The sequence below is a fragment of the Peptoniphilus rachelemmaiella genome, assembly GCF_943169845.1.
In the GTDB taxonomy this organism is placed as follows: Bacteria; Bacillota; Clostridia; order Tissierellales; family Peptoniphilaceae; genus Aedoeadaptatus; species Aedoeadaptatus rachelemmaiella.
Window position 1 is genome coordinate 47,696 of record NZ_CALPBW010000007.1, and the last position, 17,048, is coordinate 64,743.

Below are 17,048 nucleotides of genomic sequence, written 5' to 3' on the forward strand. Positions count from 1 at the left end.
TTTAGGTGACATTGTAAAATTTTATTTCAAATCTTGCTCCACTTCCAGTATTTGAAACAGAAATTTCCCCGTTGTTTTTTTCGACAATTGTCTTTGCCATGGCAAGGCCTATTCCAAAGCCATTTGAGTCGGGAGTTTTATAAAAGCGTTTAAAGATTTTTTTCATATTCTCTTTTTCTACCCCTCCGCCATTGTCTTCAATGATTAAGCTCGTATAGAGTGGATTTTTATAAGATGAAATTATGATTTCATCACAAGTCGGTCTACTATCAGCATTTTTCATAATATTGATCAGAGCTTCTGCCAGCCAATAAAAATCTCCACAAATACTATTTTCCTTTAAACTTTTCTCTATTTCTACATTGGTAAATCTATTTAAGTCCAAACTGTCCATAGCATAATCCACTAATTCATCTAAACGAATTTCTTCTTTTTTCATAAGATCTTTGTTGGCATCAAGGCTAGATAGTTTGAGTAAAATATCTGATAGAGAGTTTAATCTAAGGGTTTGTCTTTTTAAAATCTCTATGTCATCATTGTCCGGAAAGTTCATCTCCAAATTTTCTATGGAAAAAAGCATAGATGTAATGGGAGTTTTGATTTGATGGGCGATATCTTCTAGGTATTCGATTTGCTTTTCGCTATTTTTTCTACTTGTCTCTTTGGCTTCTACTATTTCTATAAAAAGCTTATAAATTTTATCTTCCAAAATTGAAAAATCATCTTGCTTCATAGGAATTTTGTAGTCCTGATTTTTCATATTTTCTACCAGATCTATAAGCTCATTTATTCTATTTTTCTTTCTTGATTCTAAAAAATAATAAAGAAGTCCCAGACTTATTATCCAAAATACATATATCATCATCTAATCCATCCTATATCCAATTCCTCTAACAGTAGAAATAACTCCCCTATCAAGCTTTTCTCTGATTCTCTTAATAGTTGATGTGAGGGTATTATCATTTACAAATTTATCCCTATCTTCCCAAAACATTTCTAACAGTTGACTTCTGGTATAAACTCGGTGAGGATTTTTAATAAATAAGACTAGGATTTCATACTCAAGTGGAGTTAGCTCTATTTGCTTACCTTTAAAATAAACTTTTGAATCATTTAAATCTATTTTTATATCCTTGTAAGTAATTATTTTGTCTTGACTTAGAGGTATTGTTCTTAAAACCGCATCAATTCTTGCCCTTAATATTGCAAGGGAAAATGGTTTAGTTAAATAGTCGTCTGCTCCTTGATCTAGAGATTCAATTATAAAATCTTCATCATTTCTTACAGTTGTTACAATAACTCTTATGTCCTTATCTTTTAATCTTTCTATCAAATGTTGACCGTCTTTATCTGGTAGATTTATATCAAGTAGTGCCACATCCATGTCTACATTCATCTTATAGGTCGCCTCATAAAAAGATGATGCAACCTTTACTTCATAACCATTAGTAACTAAATACTTTTCCATTTGTAAGGCAATTTCTTTATTATCTTCTATAATCAAAACACTCTTCATTCTAACCCTCTCATGTATCAACTTTTATATTAAAAACAGACCCTTCACGGTAGAGTGACCCCATAAAGTTGGACTTAATCGAGTAAGCATTTCGCTTGCTCGATTTTGTTTTACATAACATTCGTTCTATGCAGATTGCATCTGTTCACGGTATTGCTTCGGACTCAATCCTCCTAACTTTTCTTTGATTCGATCGTTGTTGTAGTAGTGGATAAAACGTTCGATGGAACGCACGAGTTCTTGTCGGCTCCGGTAGATGTGACCGTCGTAGATTTCTCTTCTCAGTACACTGAAGAAGTTTTCCATGGGTGCGTTGTGCCTTTTCTCGACATGCTTTGAAAGATGAGATGTTTTTTTAACATGGCTTGATAGGCGGTCATTTGGTAACCCCAACCGCGATCGGAGTGGAAGGTGCGGCGGTAGGGGCAGGTGTCGGTGCGCTTGATAGCTTCTTCTAAACCTTGCAGCATGGTGACGCCGTTGGGTTGATCGAAAGGATGTAGCTGATGATTTCAAGATTATACAGGTCCATGACCTGAACCAGTCGTTGAATTTTCTTTTTGCTCACCACCCCTCCCCGGTTCTTCAGCTCCAGATGGATCCTTCGATAGCCATAGTCTTTGTGTTCGCACCGAATAGCCAAAACTTCGTCTCTTAAGGCTTGATCCTTATCTGCTTCGCTCCGCTTTTTCTGCCCGTACATAAATGAGGGCAAGAATCTTTCTTAGTTGGAATTGTTCTCGGAGTTTGGCGACGATCCTCGCCTTTTTTTCATTGCTTCTTCCCTCTCCAAACTCCTTAACTGTTCCCAGAACTTCTTTTGAATGGTGGGTTTCCGGTTTTCCACTTCTAATTTTTTGATGCGGTTTTTCAATGCCTCCCGTGTGGATACATCAAGAGGCGCCTCCTTTGTTAGAGACTTCGATGCTTGATTGCGGTCATCTTTCTTCGTCACAGGTCTCCCTCGCTTGTGTGGTCGCAGACCCTCAATGCCCTTCTCTCGGTACTGTTTTCGCCAGTTCACAATCATGGATGGATTCAGCCGAGTTCAAGGGCAAGTTGGCTATAGCTGCATTCGCTCGTTTCGTAACGTGTGATGGCTTCTAACTTAAACTCTACACTGTACTCACGATTATTTCTAGAGCGTATTAACCCTTCATCGCCAAAATGTCTGTAATTATTCACCCATAGTCTAAGAACAGATTTTCAATTTGGTATTTCATTGCCAAGTCACGGTAACTTGACTTCCCGGACAAGTATTCCTCGACAATTTCCTTCTTCAATTCATAACTGTATTTTGTCATTAAAAGACCCCCAAAGGTTGGATTTCTTGGTCCAACTTTTGGGGGTCAGTTCACGAAGGACCTTTTTTTATTCCGGTTCCACCGGCGCATTTAATGTTTCGTTTTCGAAAAAGTCCGTGCCGTCTTCCACATTGCCTTGGAAGGCGCCGAAGGTGGAGATGTAGTTTTCTCCGTCGATCGTGTAATGGACTTCCACCTGCAGGTATTCCAGAAAGTCTTTTTCGTATTGGCGGCCGTAGCGCTTGGTGGTGTAGCTGTAGCCCAAGTCCCCTTCGTCCTTTACTTCGTCGGTGATAATCCGCGTCTTCTGAGGATCGTCATCGTCCGATGCGTGGGCGATGATTTTAATGCTTATCTTTTTAGGCTTTACGGGCTTTTCATTTTTCTCGAATTGGAAAAAGATCCGGGGCTTTTTATTTAATTTGATACAGGGGATGTCGCCTTCGATCTTTCCGTGGATTGTATCCCGCACCTTCGCCAATTGATTTTCCGTAAAAGCAAGATAGTCTTTTTCTTTAAAGGTGCGGACAATGGGCTTGCGCTCGTCCCATGCCACGACAGCATCCATGCGCACGCCGCCCACCGTTTCATTGCGCCGAAAGTCCGGCGTCGGCGACAAGGCATAAGACAAAAAGGCCGCAAAAGCCACCCCCGCCACAAAGAGAATCCCCAAGGCGATCAAAACTTTCTTTCTCATAGCCCACCTCCTTTCCCTTTATATACCCTTTTCGCCGCAATAAAAAACCGGCCCGAGGCCGGCATTTTACAGATTGATTAAGTGGATGGCCACTTCGAAGTAAATTAAGAGAGCGAAGGTGTCCACCAAGGTGGTGATGATGGGCCCTGCCATAACCGTCGGGTCCACGTGGACTTTGTCAGCAATCAAGGGCAGGATGCCGCCGATGATTTTCGACAAGGTCACCGTTAAAAGCAGAGTCGCCGATACGGTAAGGCTGATGGATAGATCGTGGTCGCCTAAAATGGTCATGCGAACAAAGTTTACCGCCACCAAAATGGTGCCGGTAATGAGGCCCACCTTCAGCTCTTTGCTCATGACGGAGAAAATATTTCTGAAGTGAACTTTCCCCGTGTAAAGGGCGCGGATCACCGTGGTGGAGGACTGGGTGCCGGCATTTCCGCCGGAGTCCATGAGCATGGGAATGTAGGCGGCGAGGGCCACGCTGGATGCCAGCAAGGACTCGTAGCGCTGAATAATAAAGCCCGTCATGGTGGCGGTAATGAGGCAGATAATGAGCCAAGTGGTGCGGTCTTTGGCGATGGCAAAACTGGAACGTTCCAAATAATCTTCGTCGGAGGTGTCCTGTACCCCGTGGATGTTGGACAAGTCCTCTTCGTACTCTTCGTGCATAATGTCGATGGCATCTTCCAAGGGAACCGTCCCGATGAGGCGCCCCTCGGAATCCGTGACGGGAATTTCCGACAAGTCGTAGCGGTAGGCGAGCTTCGCGACGATTTCCTGGTCGTCCGTAGCCAGGACGGTGCGAGGCAGAGGCCTGAGTATGTCCTCCACGGGCTGATCCATGTTGCGGAGCACATCGGCTAAAAAGACGTAGCCCAAAAGCACCAGGGAATCGTCGGTAACCCAAATTTGCTCCAGCTTGTCCCCATCCAAGGTGGATGCCATGACCCGCTGATAGATGTGCTCCATGCCGGAAGAAGCCTTGGCGGAGACAAACTCCACGGTCATAATGGCGCCGACGCTGTCTTCCGGATAGCCTAATAATTTATTGACGATGACCCGACGGTCGCCGGTGACGAATTCGTCCATAAGCCGGCGCACCATGTTGGCGGGCAGCTCCTGCAAGGTATCCACCAACTCGTCTTCGTCAAGCTCCTGAATCAGGGTTCGTATGGCATCGTCGGTGTAGCTGTCGATTAATAGACGCTTCGTCTCCCCGTCGAGCTCCGCGAAAGTATCTGCCGCCTTGTCCTTGTCCAAAAGCTTCAGCCACAAAGCCACGGACACGGGATCCATGTCCTGAAGGCGATCCGCCAAGTCCACCGGGTCCATTTGATTAATTTCTAATTTTAAGGATTTAATTGCATCCACGTCGTAATTACGCGTCATCTCATCCCCCTTTCTAAACAAAAAGGATCGAGCGCACTCAATCCTTTTTCTTTGTTTCTAATGAATAGCCAGATTATATCATAGGCCATGGAAAGAAGATAGTTTTCGCATATTTGCACAAAAAAGACAGACCGGTCTTTCCGATCTGCCTTTTGATTTTAGTGGCCGAATTGATAGATGACTTTTGCCAGTTGCGCGCGGGTGAAGTTTCCTTTCGGAGCGAAAGTTTTGTCTTCGTTTCCTTGTAGGATTTCGTAGCGGCTCATGTGCATGACCGCTTCTTGTGCCCACGAGGGAATGGTGTCAAAGTCGGTGTATTTCGGCACTTGTTTTGTTTCTTTCAATTGAATTTTTAAGGTGTTGGTGTATCGGTAGAGGATGGTCGCCATTTCGGCGCGATCCAGTGTTTTGTTCGGTGCAAAGCGATTGTCGCCTACGCCCAGGACGATTTTGTTTTCTGCTGCCCACGCGATGTAGGGGGCGGTGAAATCGCCTGCGTTCACGTCTTTGAATGGCGCAAATTGATATTTGCTTGTGTCCACGTTGGCGTAGCGTGCCAGGACGGTGACAAATTGTGCCCGTGTAACGGGGAGATCGGGCTTGAAGACGATGTCGCCTGCAATGTTGCTGAAGTAGCCTTTTGCCAAGGCGTCTCGTATAACGGCTTCCGCCCAGTGGCCGGTGAAATCGTCTTTAATTTGCGATGCTTGGTTTCCATTGGCAGAATCTTGGGAAGCAGATCCGCGGTTCGGTGTAGAGGGGAACCAATTATGACTCGATCCGCCACGGCCGGGCTTGGTGCCGGGATTGGGCTTGGTTCCGGGATCAGGCTTCGTTCCGGGATCGGGTTTCGTTCCGGGAGCGGGCTTCGTTCCGGGATCGGGGTTGCTTTCCGTGTCTTTCCATTGTGCCGTAATGGTCATATCGTCCTTAATGGTGACTTCTGTGCCGGGTTTCGTCAATGTGCCCGATACGAGCCAGCCGGCAAATTCCTTTCCTGCCGGTGCTTTAAAGCCGTTTTCCGGCAAGATAATGCTAGAGCCTTTTTCTACATCCTTGGATTGTGCCGTACCTTGTCCGCCTGCTCCTTCGAAGTTTACAGTTATTTTTTCTATAGGTTTGGCGTTTTTGAATACGGCGGTAATCTCGAGATCTTTTGTTGCATCAAGGACTTCGCCCGGTTGACGCAAGCCTTTAAGGTCTTCGCTTGTCGCTGCCCGTGTGCTGCCACTTGTCGCTGCACGTGTGCTGCCCTGTGATCTCGATACGCCATACATAAAGGCGTTGGCTTCTTTTACGCGCCATCCTGCAAAGACTTTGCCTTTCGGCGCCGTCAAAGTGCATTCCGGCAAGACGAAGTCTTCCCCTTGGACGACTGTAATGGGCGCCATGGTGCCTTCGCCACCATGGAATTGAATGGTGACCTTTGCGTTTGGCTTTTCCATAAGTTTGTCATCATCAGGATCGAAGCTCATAATTTTCACTGTCGTATTCCGCGCGTAGTCTTTTGCCACGACTTTGATTTCATAAGGAGCGTAGCCGTAATTTTCTAAGTCCGTGCCGGCGATATAGGGTTTGCCGTTAATGAAAATTTCTTTTTCTTGGATTTTTCCTTCTTTTTTACCTGTCCGTTCATCCGTAACGTTCACGTAAAGCTTTTTGTTGTTGCCATAGGGGATGGCCTGTGCATTGTCTTTGACTTCTTTTGTAATGGTAACCTCGGGTTTTACATCGTCTAAATAGATATAGTATTGGGTGGTGAGGGCACGTTGAATGATGTTGCCTTCGCTGTCTTTAATGTCGCCGGGCATGCCGTTTCCGGAGTAGTCTTTTGCCGCCCAATCCAGGCGATCGCCGTCTTCAAAGGGGACCTTCACTTCAAAGGGTCGGCTGTTGTCGCCCTTTAGATCGCCGTAGATCAAGTATTCGTCGACGATGCTTTCGTTAATACGCAGGTGCCAGTTAAAGCCGCCTTTATCGCCGACGACGCCTTTCATCACCAAGGGGCTCTTGCGAACGTAAAGTTTGCTGTCAGCAGTGGGGTTGAAGAAGTTTTTATCCATATCCAATTGCACGGCGTCTTTATCGAAGTAAACGCATTTGCCTTTTTCGGAAATGAGATTTTTCTCATTCAGTTCCACCTTGCCGTCCTTTGTAATCGCTTTACCATCTTTATCTAAGGCGATTTTGTAAACCTTGTAGTTTATGTGGTTAAAGCCTTGGAGAATATTGAAGCGGACATTTTCGTCTTTTCCAAAGTCCTCGCCCGGTTCGCAACGGGATGCGTCGCAGTAATATACGTCGGAGCTTAAGGGCTTTAAGCCGTTTTTGCCCGGGTTGAAGGCTGTGATCTTTACGGCGTAGCCTTTGTAGATCTTCAGTTCTTCCCGCATTTTAAAGACGGTGTTGCCGTTAACGTCTTTATCGGCGAAGACTTTGCTGTTTAAATCGCCGTTACTAAGTTCTTCAATACCGCCGACCTTGGATTCGACGGGGTGAAATGCTTTTTCGTCTTTTTTCTTCGTTTTGGGCATTCTAAAGAAAATGGGTTTGCTGTCGCCCTGTTGATCGACGACGAAGAGTTTAATATCCCGTTCGTAGTTGGTTCCCTTATCGTTATTGACATCGTCTTTGTTGCCGTAGAAATCGAAGGAAAGGGTATTCGCCTTGTCGTCGTAATTGAAGGTCATGACTTCGGCTCGTTTGCCGATTTTTATCATGGACGCCGATTGGTAATAAAGCTTGGCTTTTTTCGATACATTTTTCAGCGTACCGGATACGCGGAAGCCGCCGTCTTCATCGGGGGTGATTTTGCCGACATAGCCTTTCTTGTTCAGACCCTCCATGGTTTCCTTGGTGTATTCCATAGGATCTCCATTTTCATAGAAGAGGGGGTTGCCGTCGGCGTCCAGTTTGTTGTTGTAGTCGCCGTAATCGGTGTAGGGCTCTTCTTCGCCGCTAATAAAGTTGTATTTGTTATAGGTCTTGGGTTTCGGCATCTTCCGTAAATCGGAATCTTCTAATTTTCCTGTAGTGGAATGTGCTTTGTCCAAGACGATTTCAGGTGTGCCTTCGACTTTTTTGTCGTCTTCTTGTTTTTCTTCTTCCGGTTTGTTTTCAGGGGGTGCGGCAGTCTTTAGTTTGCTGCCGTCGATGGCGTACTTGTCATCTGCCGTGTAAGTCCCATCGTCCTTATTTGCCTTTGCGTTTACTTCGTATTTCAGCTTACCGTCGGTAAGGTTTTTGTCGAATTTCACGCGGAAGGTGTCGGAGAAGTTGGTGGCGCCGTCGAGGGCCGCCAATTCCAGGGTTTTGCCTAGAAGATCGCTGTTGGCGCCTTTAATGACGTAGCGCGTTTCCCCGGTCTTTTCGTCGTAGCCTTTGTTGAGAACTTTTAGGCTCGGCTCTTTAATTAAGTCGCCGTCTTCATCCACAAAGGATGCGCCTAAGAACCAAAGTTTGTTGGAAACTTCTTTAAAGGCTTCGGGATGTTGTTTTTGATCGTAATTAAACCACGTCTTCGATTTGTCCGGGTTTTGGTGATAGGTATCCTTCGCCACAACCTTAATTTCATCGGGATTTGAACAATCAATGGACAAAATCTTCGGCGCCGTATTGTCAACCTTTACGGGAACATAGGACACTTGATAAGAGTAATCCGGCGTGAGGCGGTATTGGAATTTGTAGAAGTATTGGCCTTCGGCAAGAGGGGTTAGGCCGGGTTCAATGTATTCTCCATTTAACTGCATTGCTTTCGGCGAATACACTTGGCCGTCCCATTGCATTTCGGGGAATACTTTCATCTTGGATTTTTTTAAGCCCTTTGCCGTGTTGCTCTTACAGTTTAAAATACCTTTTATAAATTGTTGTACGGAAAGGACTTTAAGGTTCCGTTGGCCCTCTTCTTTCTGTTGGTTGACGATGGCCACCTTCGCATCGTAGGCGGAGCGTAAAATAAGGGGGGTCGGCGTTACCATTTTATCGGTGGTGTAGTCCTTGATAATTTGACTGTCGCCTGAGGTTTGTTGCGAAAAATCCTTGCTGTTATTCAAGGAGAAAAAGGCGGGATCTTGTTCAAAGTTCGGGTTGCCGTCTTCGGTGTTTTGAATAACGCCTGCCGGGTTAAAGAGGTCGATTCCGTGTTCGCCGCCGCGTCCGCGGTTCATGGTGCCGGGGCGTTTTAAGTTACCTTCGTCGTCGTAACCGACGATGCCTTTGGATTTGGAGCCTTCTTCCCACGCCCATTTGTCGATAATGGTTTCTTTGTTCCAGTCTCCTGCAAAGCCCATGACCGGCATGGAAAGGGAAGGTTGTGCGTTTTCGTTTTTGCTGTCGGCGGCTTCTTTGGATTCAAAGCTCAAGAAGCTTTCCACAAATTGATCTTTCGCACTGCCAGTTTCCATTTTCGCCGCCAAATTGTAGCTGCTGTGGGCGGGGACGGTTATGGTTTCGGCGGCAAGATTCAGGCGGGCGCCTTCGACTTTTTTCGGGTGAATTTCCGCTACGATTTTTTGTCCGTCTTGGCTCTTTTCGTCTTTGTATTCTTCGTCCAGTTTTTTCACCGGCGTTTCCCCGTCGGTGGTGACCGGACTTGCGGACACGTTAAATGTCAAGTCACGATCGGAAATATTGCACAGGGTGACGGTGAAATCTTTCGATCCGTCTTTAATTTCTCTGAGGGATGCGGAGCCGTAATCGTTGGATTGGCCGTCGCCGCCTTTGGCTTTTACGGATACGATGACATTGTTTTTCAATGCTTTTTCCACGTCGATAATGCCTGCCCCTTGTTGACGCGGCGATGCGAAAAGCGTTTGATTTTGTTCATCTTTCGTCGTCGGGTCTTTCATGGGGCGCGCCGTATTTTGAAGCATGATCTTCGTCAAGGATACGAGGTCGATACCCGATCCTTTAATGAGAGGATCTTTTTCAATTTGTTTTAAGCGCGGGCGAATCAATACGGTAGATGCCGATACCACGGGGGTCGCCATGGAGGTACCGCTCATGTATTGATAGGTGCTTACGCCGTTAATGACATTCAGTGTGGAGTAAATGTTTTTACCGGGAGCGGATACGTCGGGTTTTAGGAGAAGGTCGGTACGGGGACCCCAGGATGTGGAGCCTGCCGGCACTTCTTCGTCGCCCCATTTGATTTTGTCATTTAAAAATTCCACGGAGAGACGCTTTTCCTGTCCGATGGCGGGTTTGTGTGCGTCGAATGCCTTCATGTCGATGCGGTAATCGCCTTTTTTGTTTTGCTTTTCATCGGCAGTCGTTTGTTTGCCGGTGATCATATCCCAAAGATCCCTGCCGTCGTTGCCGGATACAGAGAAGACTTGTACTTGTGTACGTTCATCTTGTTCGTAACCCATGGCAGGGACATTTTCCCAGTCGTCGCGGTTGTAATAGTTTACGGTGTTCACGACGATAACGCCGACGGCGCCTTTGTTTTTAACCTTTTGGAAGGCGTATTTCATGTCGGTGGAGAAAATCCGGTCCATGACGACGATTTTGCCTTTCACGTCTTTTCCGGCAATGTCTGCATCTTGGCATTTACCTAAGTAAATAAAGTCGTAATCTTTTTGGTTGAAGTGTTTTTTGTCGAAGAAGGCGCCGATTTGTGCATAGCGCATATCTTTTCCGCCGATCTTTACGCCGTTAAATTCCACGACAGTGTTTCTCGACGAGGCGACGGCGATGGCATCTTCGTGTGCCGCCGTACGGGTGACGTTCCCCGTGTCAGTCATTTTAAGGGCATTGTTGCTGTAGCGGTCCCATGAGGAGTCCGACGCAGATGTAGCGTAGTTCCCCGTGGCGACACAAACGGGAATGTCGGCTTTCCTCAAGCCGCGAATGGCTTGCCAGTATTTTTCGCCTACGAGGCCCGTGCCTGTAAAGCCCGACGAAATGGAAATAACGTCGGCGCCATGTTGGATACAGTCTTCAAAGGCGTGGAACATGGTTTCGTCGCCGGCAAAGCCGTCGCTGGCATCGGAGTACATTTTGTACGCCATTAATTGAGCATTGGGGGCAATGCCGCGGATCCCGTTTTTAGCCTGAAGATCCTGTTTCGTGGCGTTGGCTGCTAAAATCCCGGAAATGTGCATGCCGTGGGGATCGTGATAATCGCTGCCGTCGTCGTACATTTCCTTCGTAATCGTGCCGCCGCTTAAATAGTTGAAGCTGCGGGGCACTTTCGGCGACAAGTAAAAGGGCTTGTCCTCAGGTTTTAAATTCTTTTCCTGCATTTTGGCGGCAGACAAGGCATCGTCATCTAAACGCATGTCCTTGTGCTTATAGTCCATCCCCGTGTCGATGTTGGCGATAAGCATGCCGCGGCCGTCGTAATGTTTCCCGATTTCGGGATTGGTGGCATTAATGGCCTTTAAGTAATCGGTGGCTTTATCCACTTTGACGACTTTGCGCGCGTTTTCCATTAAAGGCTCGAGGGTTCCGCACCGCTCCACGCTCTTGACCCCCTGCAAGGTTCGGATAACTTCCGCCTGTTCGGGATAGGTCTCCACGGAAACCGCATTAAAAAGGATGTGATAATCGTATAGAATTTTCACATCTTTCATCTTTTTTAATTTTTCCTTCACCGGAGCACGCATCGCTTCCTGTGAAAATTCTACGATATAGGAAAATTTCTCGTTCTTCACTGCCACATTTTTCTGTGACGCTTCGAATTTTTTTACAATGGCACTGGCTTGCGGTGCTTTCTTATGAACCGTCGCCTCTTTAGTGCCGTCAACAGCTGCTGCAAGGGCGCTTTCAGCCGACGAAAAAATCATCGTCGCCGCCAAGAGCAAGCTAATTATCTTCTTCTGCATCCAAAACCTCCTATGGTGGACCGCTAAACTATTCTTGGGAACGATACCCATTATCGTCCATTTGGGATTATAAGCTTCTAACTATTTCACGTCAAGGGGCTTTTTACTTTATTGAAAACAAAGCAAGTCTTTCATTGGATGCGAATCATTATGATCGATTTTTTCGCGCGAACGGTATAGTTGATAATATTAATCGAAATTAATTTGTTCCTTTCTCGAAAATTCTTCGATTACTTTATCTTCTCTTAGAATAAAAAATGCCTCCTTATAAAGAAGGCATGCAAAAATTACACGTCAAGCACGATTGGTCGATGGCGAGGATTTCTCCAATACATCGATGGAATTAATTTCATCCGGAAAAAATAGAATAAGATGATTTCCCACACTCACATCGATGCTTTCTTCTCCCTCTGGATTATTATTGGAATCCGCATAGCCCTCCACAAAGCCGATCCACTCGCCATCATCAACGTCCACCAGCCTAATGGTTTTACCCCAATAGTTTATTAAATACGCCATCATTCACCTCATGCTTTTGCTCTATTAGGTTGATGTAGACTCTCTACTCGTCGTCACACATCCGAATTGCTTTTCTTAATGTGTCGTTTATTATTTCATCAATTCTTGAAGAAGCATCATATTCAACACCGATGTCCATAAATGATTCGTTCAGAAACTCCAAGATCGGTTTGTTCTCTCTATTTTTTTCCAGTCGTTCATAATCGTCTGCAAATTCGATTGCGAAGTATTCATTGATATTGTATGGCGATTTTGATATAAGGGATAACAAAATCTCTCGCAACGTTTTTTCCAATGTTCACTCTCCCTTTTTTCGCTATACATCACAAGCCAAGTTTCGGGCTCTGCCACACTTCTACCTCCGAAGCACAGCCCTTTTTTCTTCTATCCTCTACTGGGAAGATAAAAGCATCTTGTCCATAATGGAATGGATGATTTTTCTTCGTCACATGCAAAAAATCGGGATCGAAGTCGGGAAATGGGGATCAACGCCCAACAAAGAGATGGCGTCGGACAGTGAAGGAAAATGAAAAAACGGCTGATTTACGCCGTTAAACGTAATCAGCCGTTATCACAATTGGTCGAGATGACAGGATTTGAACCTGCGACCCCATGTCCCCCAGACATGTACGCTACCAAACTGCGCCACATCTCGATGCAATAATGGTATTATAACAACTTTGCCTCGCCTTTGCAAGTACATGATTCTATTTTTATTTTTCACATATTCACGCGGCTAAAGAATAGTCTTTTTATCCACGATGTTGTACAATAGTCGTGGTACATCTGATAGGAAAAAGAGGAGGGTACTATGAGTGAGAGAGTAGACGGAAAGGCCATTTTGGAATTGTTGGCCAAAAATGAACTGGAGGTGGCGAAAGTCTATCGCTACCTTGCCGAAGAGGCAAATTTCGGCGATCTGTTTTTTGAATTGATGGCAAAAGAGGAAGATCGCCACCACGATGTGTATTTGAATCTGGCGAAGCAGGCCGAAGCCGACGGCGGCTGGGTCGTAGAAAAAGACGACTACGACTACTTCCGCCTTCGCTTCGAGCGAAGTCTCTTGTCGAAACCGGAAGAGCTCGTGGAAAAGGCGAAGAAAATCCGCGACAAGATGGATGTTTTAGAATTGGCCGAGCGCATCGAGCGGGAAACCGTGGAAATCGTGCGGGAACTCCAAGACATCGTGCCTCGCTTTGCGCCAAAGGAATTAAAACTCATCGAACAACAGGAAAAGGCCCACTTGAAAAAAGTGACCCAGCGAATTCGCGACAATATGCTTAATGTAAGAGGCATGTAGTCGCACGAAAAGAGCGTCCCGAGGGACGCTTTTTTTATTAGCTGCGGTCACGCTCTTTTCTGTAGCGGACAAATTCGTCGAAATCGTCGATGACGAGGAAAGGATTCACCTGCTTTTCCTTTCCCATGGTGGTGGGGAGAGTGACGGCGCCCTCATCTCTCAGGCTCCGCACTCGCTCCAATTCGTTTTTCGTGGCGTCGTTTTTTAAATAGTTCACGCTCTGTTCAAGATTGGACAGGGAGTATTCGTGGGCGGAATAGATTTTTACTTCATCGTCCATGGCTTTTAAATCCTCCAGGGTCTTAAACATGGCTTCGTAATCGCCGCTGAAGACCCGCCCGCAGCTGGAGAGGAAGAGGGTGTCGCCGATAAAAAGATGCTCCTTCATTTTGTAGGCCACGTGCCCTTGAGTGTGGCCCGGCGTGGCGATGACATCAAAATTTTCTCCGAGAAGGTCGATTTTCTCGCCGCCTTTTACGATTTCCGTGGCCAGGCCCGTTTCCTCGGGGCCGTAGATCGGCGCCGGGTTAGATGCGATTAACTCTTTCACGCCGCCGATGTGATCCGGGTGCTTGTGGGTCAAGAGCACGGCATCGAGATCGTAGCCCTTCGTCGCCATAAGCTGCAGGAGGAGATCCGCTTCCGAGGGATCCACGACGACGATGTGCTTGTCTTTTTCGATGATCCAAATGTAATTATCCGACAGTGCCGGCAGGGGCATAATGTTCATTTTATTCACCTCATTCACCTTATACCCTATTTCCCTCATCTTTCAAAGACGTTGTTGTTTCCTTTGTTCCCGACGTGCGATCGGTATTCAACAAAAAAAGAGCCCTCGAGGCTCTTTCTTATTGCAAGCGTTCCACCACGCTCTTTAAATATTTTCCAACGACCACGGAGAAGCGCTCCAGGTCTTTGATGCGCACGAAGTCCGTGCCGAAGATGAGTCGTTCCTGATCCAATTCCTCGTCTTCGCCGGTAAAGACGCCTAAAACGGCGCGCTGCTTCAGTTTGCCCTGAAGCACTTCCGCCGCCGTGTCGTAGACCGCGTCTTCCCCTTCGTAGTCGACGACATCACCTTTGCCCGTATCCAGGCCGACGGAGAGCAAGTCGTTGGGCATGCCGTCGGAGAGGACGATGAGCACTTTCGTGTCCGACTCGATTTCTTCCATGGTTTCGAAGACGTAGCGCAGGGCGAAGCCGTCGCGATTGGATCCGCTGGCTTTGTAGGAGAAAATCTCGCGATTTTCTTTGCTGTCGTCTTTGTAGTCTCGGAAGATGCGAATAATTTGGTAATTAAAGAGATTGCAAAAGCCCATGACCCGCGTGGGAATGCGAAGTTGGGTTAATGCCTCGGCGATGAGAAAGCCCTGAATGGCCACTTCCGCCTGCCGATCCTGTTGGGAACCGCTCATGTCAAGAAGAATGTCCACGGCAAAGGAATTTTCCTGCTCGAAGGAGTTTTTCTTGAAAATGCGGTCGTCGCCTAAAATGACGTGGCGCCACAAAAGGCCCGTGTCGATGGCGCCGTTGGCGGCCCGCACGGATTCCTGGGAGGAGTCGTCCAGCAGGTTTTTACGAATGATTTCTCTTAATTCAAAGATGGATCGTTCGTAAATGTGGCGGTCTTTTTCGTAGATAGCTTCGGTTTCTTGCCTTTGGGCGAGGATTTGATCCTCGAAAAACCGCGCTCCCATGTCGTTTTCGAAATTGCCCTTCGTGACGTGCAGGCGCATGCCTTGGTGCAGGCCCGTGGCGATGGTTGACTCGATTTTTTTTGCCTTGGCGGGAGAAAGGGTCTCCTTGCCGTAGTGTTTGCGTACCCGAGCCAAGGTGCGGGCTTCGTTGTCGGCGCGGGTCCTGGTAATGGATGCGTCGGATTCCACCACCTTCGACGTGTCCCGAATGACGCCGGAAAATTCCGCCGACTCGATGATTTCCGTGTCCTTGTCTTCGATTTGCTCCGCCTTGGTCTCCACGATTTGGCGGCGCTTCTTTTTCGGTTCCGGCTCCTCCGGCGGAGGCGGCACGTCTTTAACCTCGATCTTTTTTTCCACTTCGAAGGTTAAAGTGGGATTCACGTGGAAATGTTCCCGCCAAAGTCGCGCCAAGTACTCGTAAAATTCGCCTTCGCTTTTTAATTTGTCCCCGGCGATGAGCTTGCGCATTAAGGGCTCCAGGAACGTACCGGCGCTCATGGGCTTGCCCATGCGGTAGGCGGCGTATTGCATTTCAATTTCCTGCGCCAAGTCCCTTTTGTTTAAAAAATCCAAGGTGCGGTAGCGGGTTTTGTAACTATCTTTGGCCATGGCCTTGATTCCGGGCCGCTCGCTGTACAAGGTATTTTTCGTATACTGCAGGGCCAAGATCCGCGCCACGGCATTCATGTCCTTACCGTTGGTGACATTTTGCGTGTTTTTTGCCACGAAGTTCACCAGGCGATTTTTCGGAAAAGCCCGATCGATCATTCCCGATTCCGCCGCGTCGAAGCCGTCGCCCTCGCCGCTGTAGCGCCGCTGATAATTGCCGCCGACGGTCCAGTACACATTTTGTCGCCGCTTGTCCGTCCAGGTCATCGGAAGAGTTCACCTTTCGTCACGCCTTTTGCAAAAAGGGTATCGATGACATCTTCCACCACTTCTTTTTCGAAGCGGTCGAAGGATTTATTGACGATGCCCATGTTCAGGGCCTCTTTCACATCAAGCCCCCGCTCGATCATGGTAAGGGCGCCGAAAAGGCCACGCATATCCACGGCCTTGGAGGAAATTTCGCCTTCCAAACTTTTGTTTTGCAGGTCCGTAAAGAGGCGGGCAAAGAGGAGCATGCCTTCTTCGTTTAAATGGGTTTCTTCCCGCAAAATTTGTTTCAGTCCTTCGCCTTCCAAAATCGGCATGTCGATGACCATAAAGCGGCTGATTAAGGCTTCGTTTAATTCACGAGTGCCCATGTAGCCGTAGTTCATGGTGCCGATGAAGCGGGTGGCATCGTCCAAAGGAATGCGGTCGTAGCCCGCCACATCGATCATGCGGCGAAAGTCCAGCGCCGAGTGCACCACGGAAAGGGATTCGTTTTTCGCCATGTTGATCTCATCGAAAATAGCGAAGCCGCCTTTTTCCGCCGCCAGGGTGACGGGGCCTTTTTTCAACACCACTTCCCCGTTTCTGAAAGTGTCCACGCCGATTAAAGAGGCGCTGTCTACATTGACATTAAGGGACATATTCCACATGGGGCGATTAAAAAGTTGGGCCAGGTTTTCGGAAAAGACGTTTTTCCCCGTGGCTTTCGGGCCGGAAAGCAAAATGTGGTAGCCGGATAAAATAGCGTAAATGGCTTTTTCCCAAATGCTTTTTCCGTAGTAGCGGTAAATGGATACGGGCACGCGATCCGCCACGGCGGGATCCACTTTGTGTTCTGCGACAAAATCTTCTACGTCTTTCAGCAAGGTGGCGTCGATGGCTTGTTTGTTTAAAAAATCTACCAGTTGTTCTCTCTT

At 47.1% G+C, this 17,048-nt stretch carries 15 protein-coding genes, 1 tRNA gene and 1 pseudogene; 1 reads left to right on the forward strand and 16 read right to left on the reverse strand.

What is annotated here, in order from left to right; translation table 11 throughout:
• Window position 1: 1 nt before the first annotated feature.
• The 13 genes and pseudogenes from KO087_RS04255 to KO087_RS04305 form a co-directional block, all read right to left on the reverse strand.
• Complete coding sequence (locus KO087_RS04255; RefSeq protein ID WP_215508112.1) at window positions 2–862, reverse strand: sensor histidine kinase; 861 nt, start codon at window positions 860–862, stop codon at window positions 2–4.
• A gap of 3 nt (window positions 863–865) precedes the next feature.
• Window positions 866–1,516, reverse strand: a complete 651-nt coding sequence (locus KO087_RS04260; protein ID WP_215508056.1) for a response regulator transcription factor — start codon at window positions 1,514–1,516, stop codon at window positions 866–868.
• Window positions 1,517–1,642: 126 nt separating this feature from the next.
• Window positions 1,643–1,822 carry an IS3 family transposase gene (locus KO087_RS09630; RefSeq protein ID WP_215508058.1) on the reverse strand — a complete coding sequence of 60 codons (180 nt, stop codon included), beginning with the start codon at window positions 1,820–1,822 and terminating at the stop codon, window positions 1,643–1,645.
• Window positions 1,798–1,986 carry a DDE-type integrase/transposase/recombinase gene (locus KO087_RS04265; protein WP_215508113.1) on the reverse strand — a complete coding sequence of 63 codons (189 nt, stop codon included), beginning with the start codon at window positions 1,984–1,986 and terminating at the stop codon, window positions 1,798–1,800. Before KO087_RS04265 ends, KO087_RS09630 begins: the two co-directional genes overlap by 25 nt.
• Window positions 1,971–2,219 (reverse strand): IS3 family transposase, encoded by a 249-nt coding sequence (locus tag KO087_RS04270; protein ID WP_215508059.1) that lies wholly within the window; start codon window positions 2,217–2,219, stop codon window positions 1,971–1,973. Before KO087_RS04270 ends, KO087_RS04265 begins: the two co-directional genes overlap by 16 nt.
• A 21-nt stretch (window positions 2,220–2,240) precedes the next feature.
• Window positions 2,241–2,471, reverse strand: a complete 231-nt coding sequence (locus KO087_RS04275) for a hypothetical protein (RefSeq protein ID WP_251374910.1) — start codon at window positions 2,469–2,471, stop codon at window positions 2,241–2,243.
• A 15-nt stretch (window positions 2,472–2,486) separates the two neighbouring features.
• Window positions 2,487–2,558: pseudogene (locus KO087_RS09690) on the reverse strand (helix-turn-helix domain-containing protein); the annotation flags it as partial.
• 329 nt (window positions 2,559–2,887) lie between these two features.
• Window positions 2,888–3,517, reverse strand: coding sequence for a hypothetical protein (locus KO087_RS04280; RefSeq protein WP_215508061.1), 630 nt, complete (start codon window positions 3,515–3,517; stop codon window positions 2,888–2,890).
• Window positions 3,518–3,583: 66 nt separating this feature from the next.
• The gene (gene mgtE / locus KO087_RS04285) at window positions 3,584–4,909 is read right to left on the reverse strand and encodes a magnesium transporter (protein ID WP_215508062.1); all 1,326 of its coding nucleotides are present in this window, start codon (window positions 4,907–4,909) and stop codon (window positions 3,584–3,586) included.
• Window positions 4,910–5,067: 158 nt separating this feature from the next.
• Window positions 5,068–11,736, reverse strand: a complete 6,669-nt coding sequence (locus KO087_RS04290) for a S8 family serine peptidase (RefSeq protein WP_215508063.1) — start codon at window positions 11,734–11,736, stop codon at window positions 5,068–5,070.
• 294 nt (window positions 11,737–12,030) lie between these two features.
• On the reverse strand, window positions 12,031–12,258 hold the full coding sequence (locus KO087_RS04295; protein ID WP_215508064.1) for a hypothetical protein: 228 nt from the start codon (window positions 12,256–12,258) through the stop codon (window positions 12,031–12,033).
• 40 nt (window positions 12,259–12,298) lie between these two features.
• A complete protein-coding gene (locus KO087_RS04300; RefSeq protein ID WP_215508065.1) occupies window positions 12,299–12,550 on the reverse strand; it encodes a hypothetical protein in 252 nt (83 codons plus the stop codon).
• Between the two features lie 283 nt (window positions 12,551–12,833).
• Window positions 12,834–12,910 (reverse strand) — tRNA-Pro (locus tag KO087_RS04305).
• A 156-nt stretch (window positions 12,911–13,066) separates the two neighbouring features.
• Between KO087_RS04305 and KO087_RS04310 the strand changes: the two genes are divergently transcribed.
• On the forward strand, window positions 13,067–13,555 hold the full coding sequence (locus KO087_RS04310; protein WP_215508066.1) for a ferritin family protein: 489 nt from the start codon (window positions 13,067–13,069) through the stop codon (window positions 13,553–13,555).
• 37 nt (window positions 13,556–13,592) lie between these two features.
• Here the strand turns inward: KO087_RS04310 and gloB are convergent, their stop codons facing one another.
• The 3 genes from gloB to KO087_RS04325 form a co-directional block, all read right to left on the reverse strand.
• Entirely contained in the window at window positions 13,593–14,285 is a 693-nt protein-coding gene (gene gloB, locus KO087_RS04315) for a hydroxyacylglutathione hydrolase (RefSeq protein WP_215508068.1), read from the reverse strand.
• Between the two features lie 118 nt (window positions 14,286–14,403).
• Complete coding sequence (locus KO087_RS04320) at window positions 14,404–16,131, reverse strand: vWA domain-containing protein (protein ID WP_215508075.1); 1,728 nt, start codon at window positions 16,129–16,131, stop codon at window positions 14,404–14,406.
• Window positions 16,128–17,036, reverse strand: coding sequence for an AAA family ATPase (locus KO087_RS04325; RefSeq protein WP_421949889.1), 909 nt, complete (start codon window positions 17,034–17,036; stop codon window positions 16,128–16,130). The genes KO087_RS04320 and KO087_RS04325 overlap by 4 nt, the downstream gene beginning before the upstream one ends.
• Window positions 17,037–17,048 lie beyond the last annotated feature (12 nt).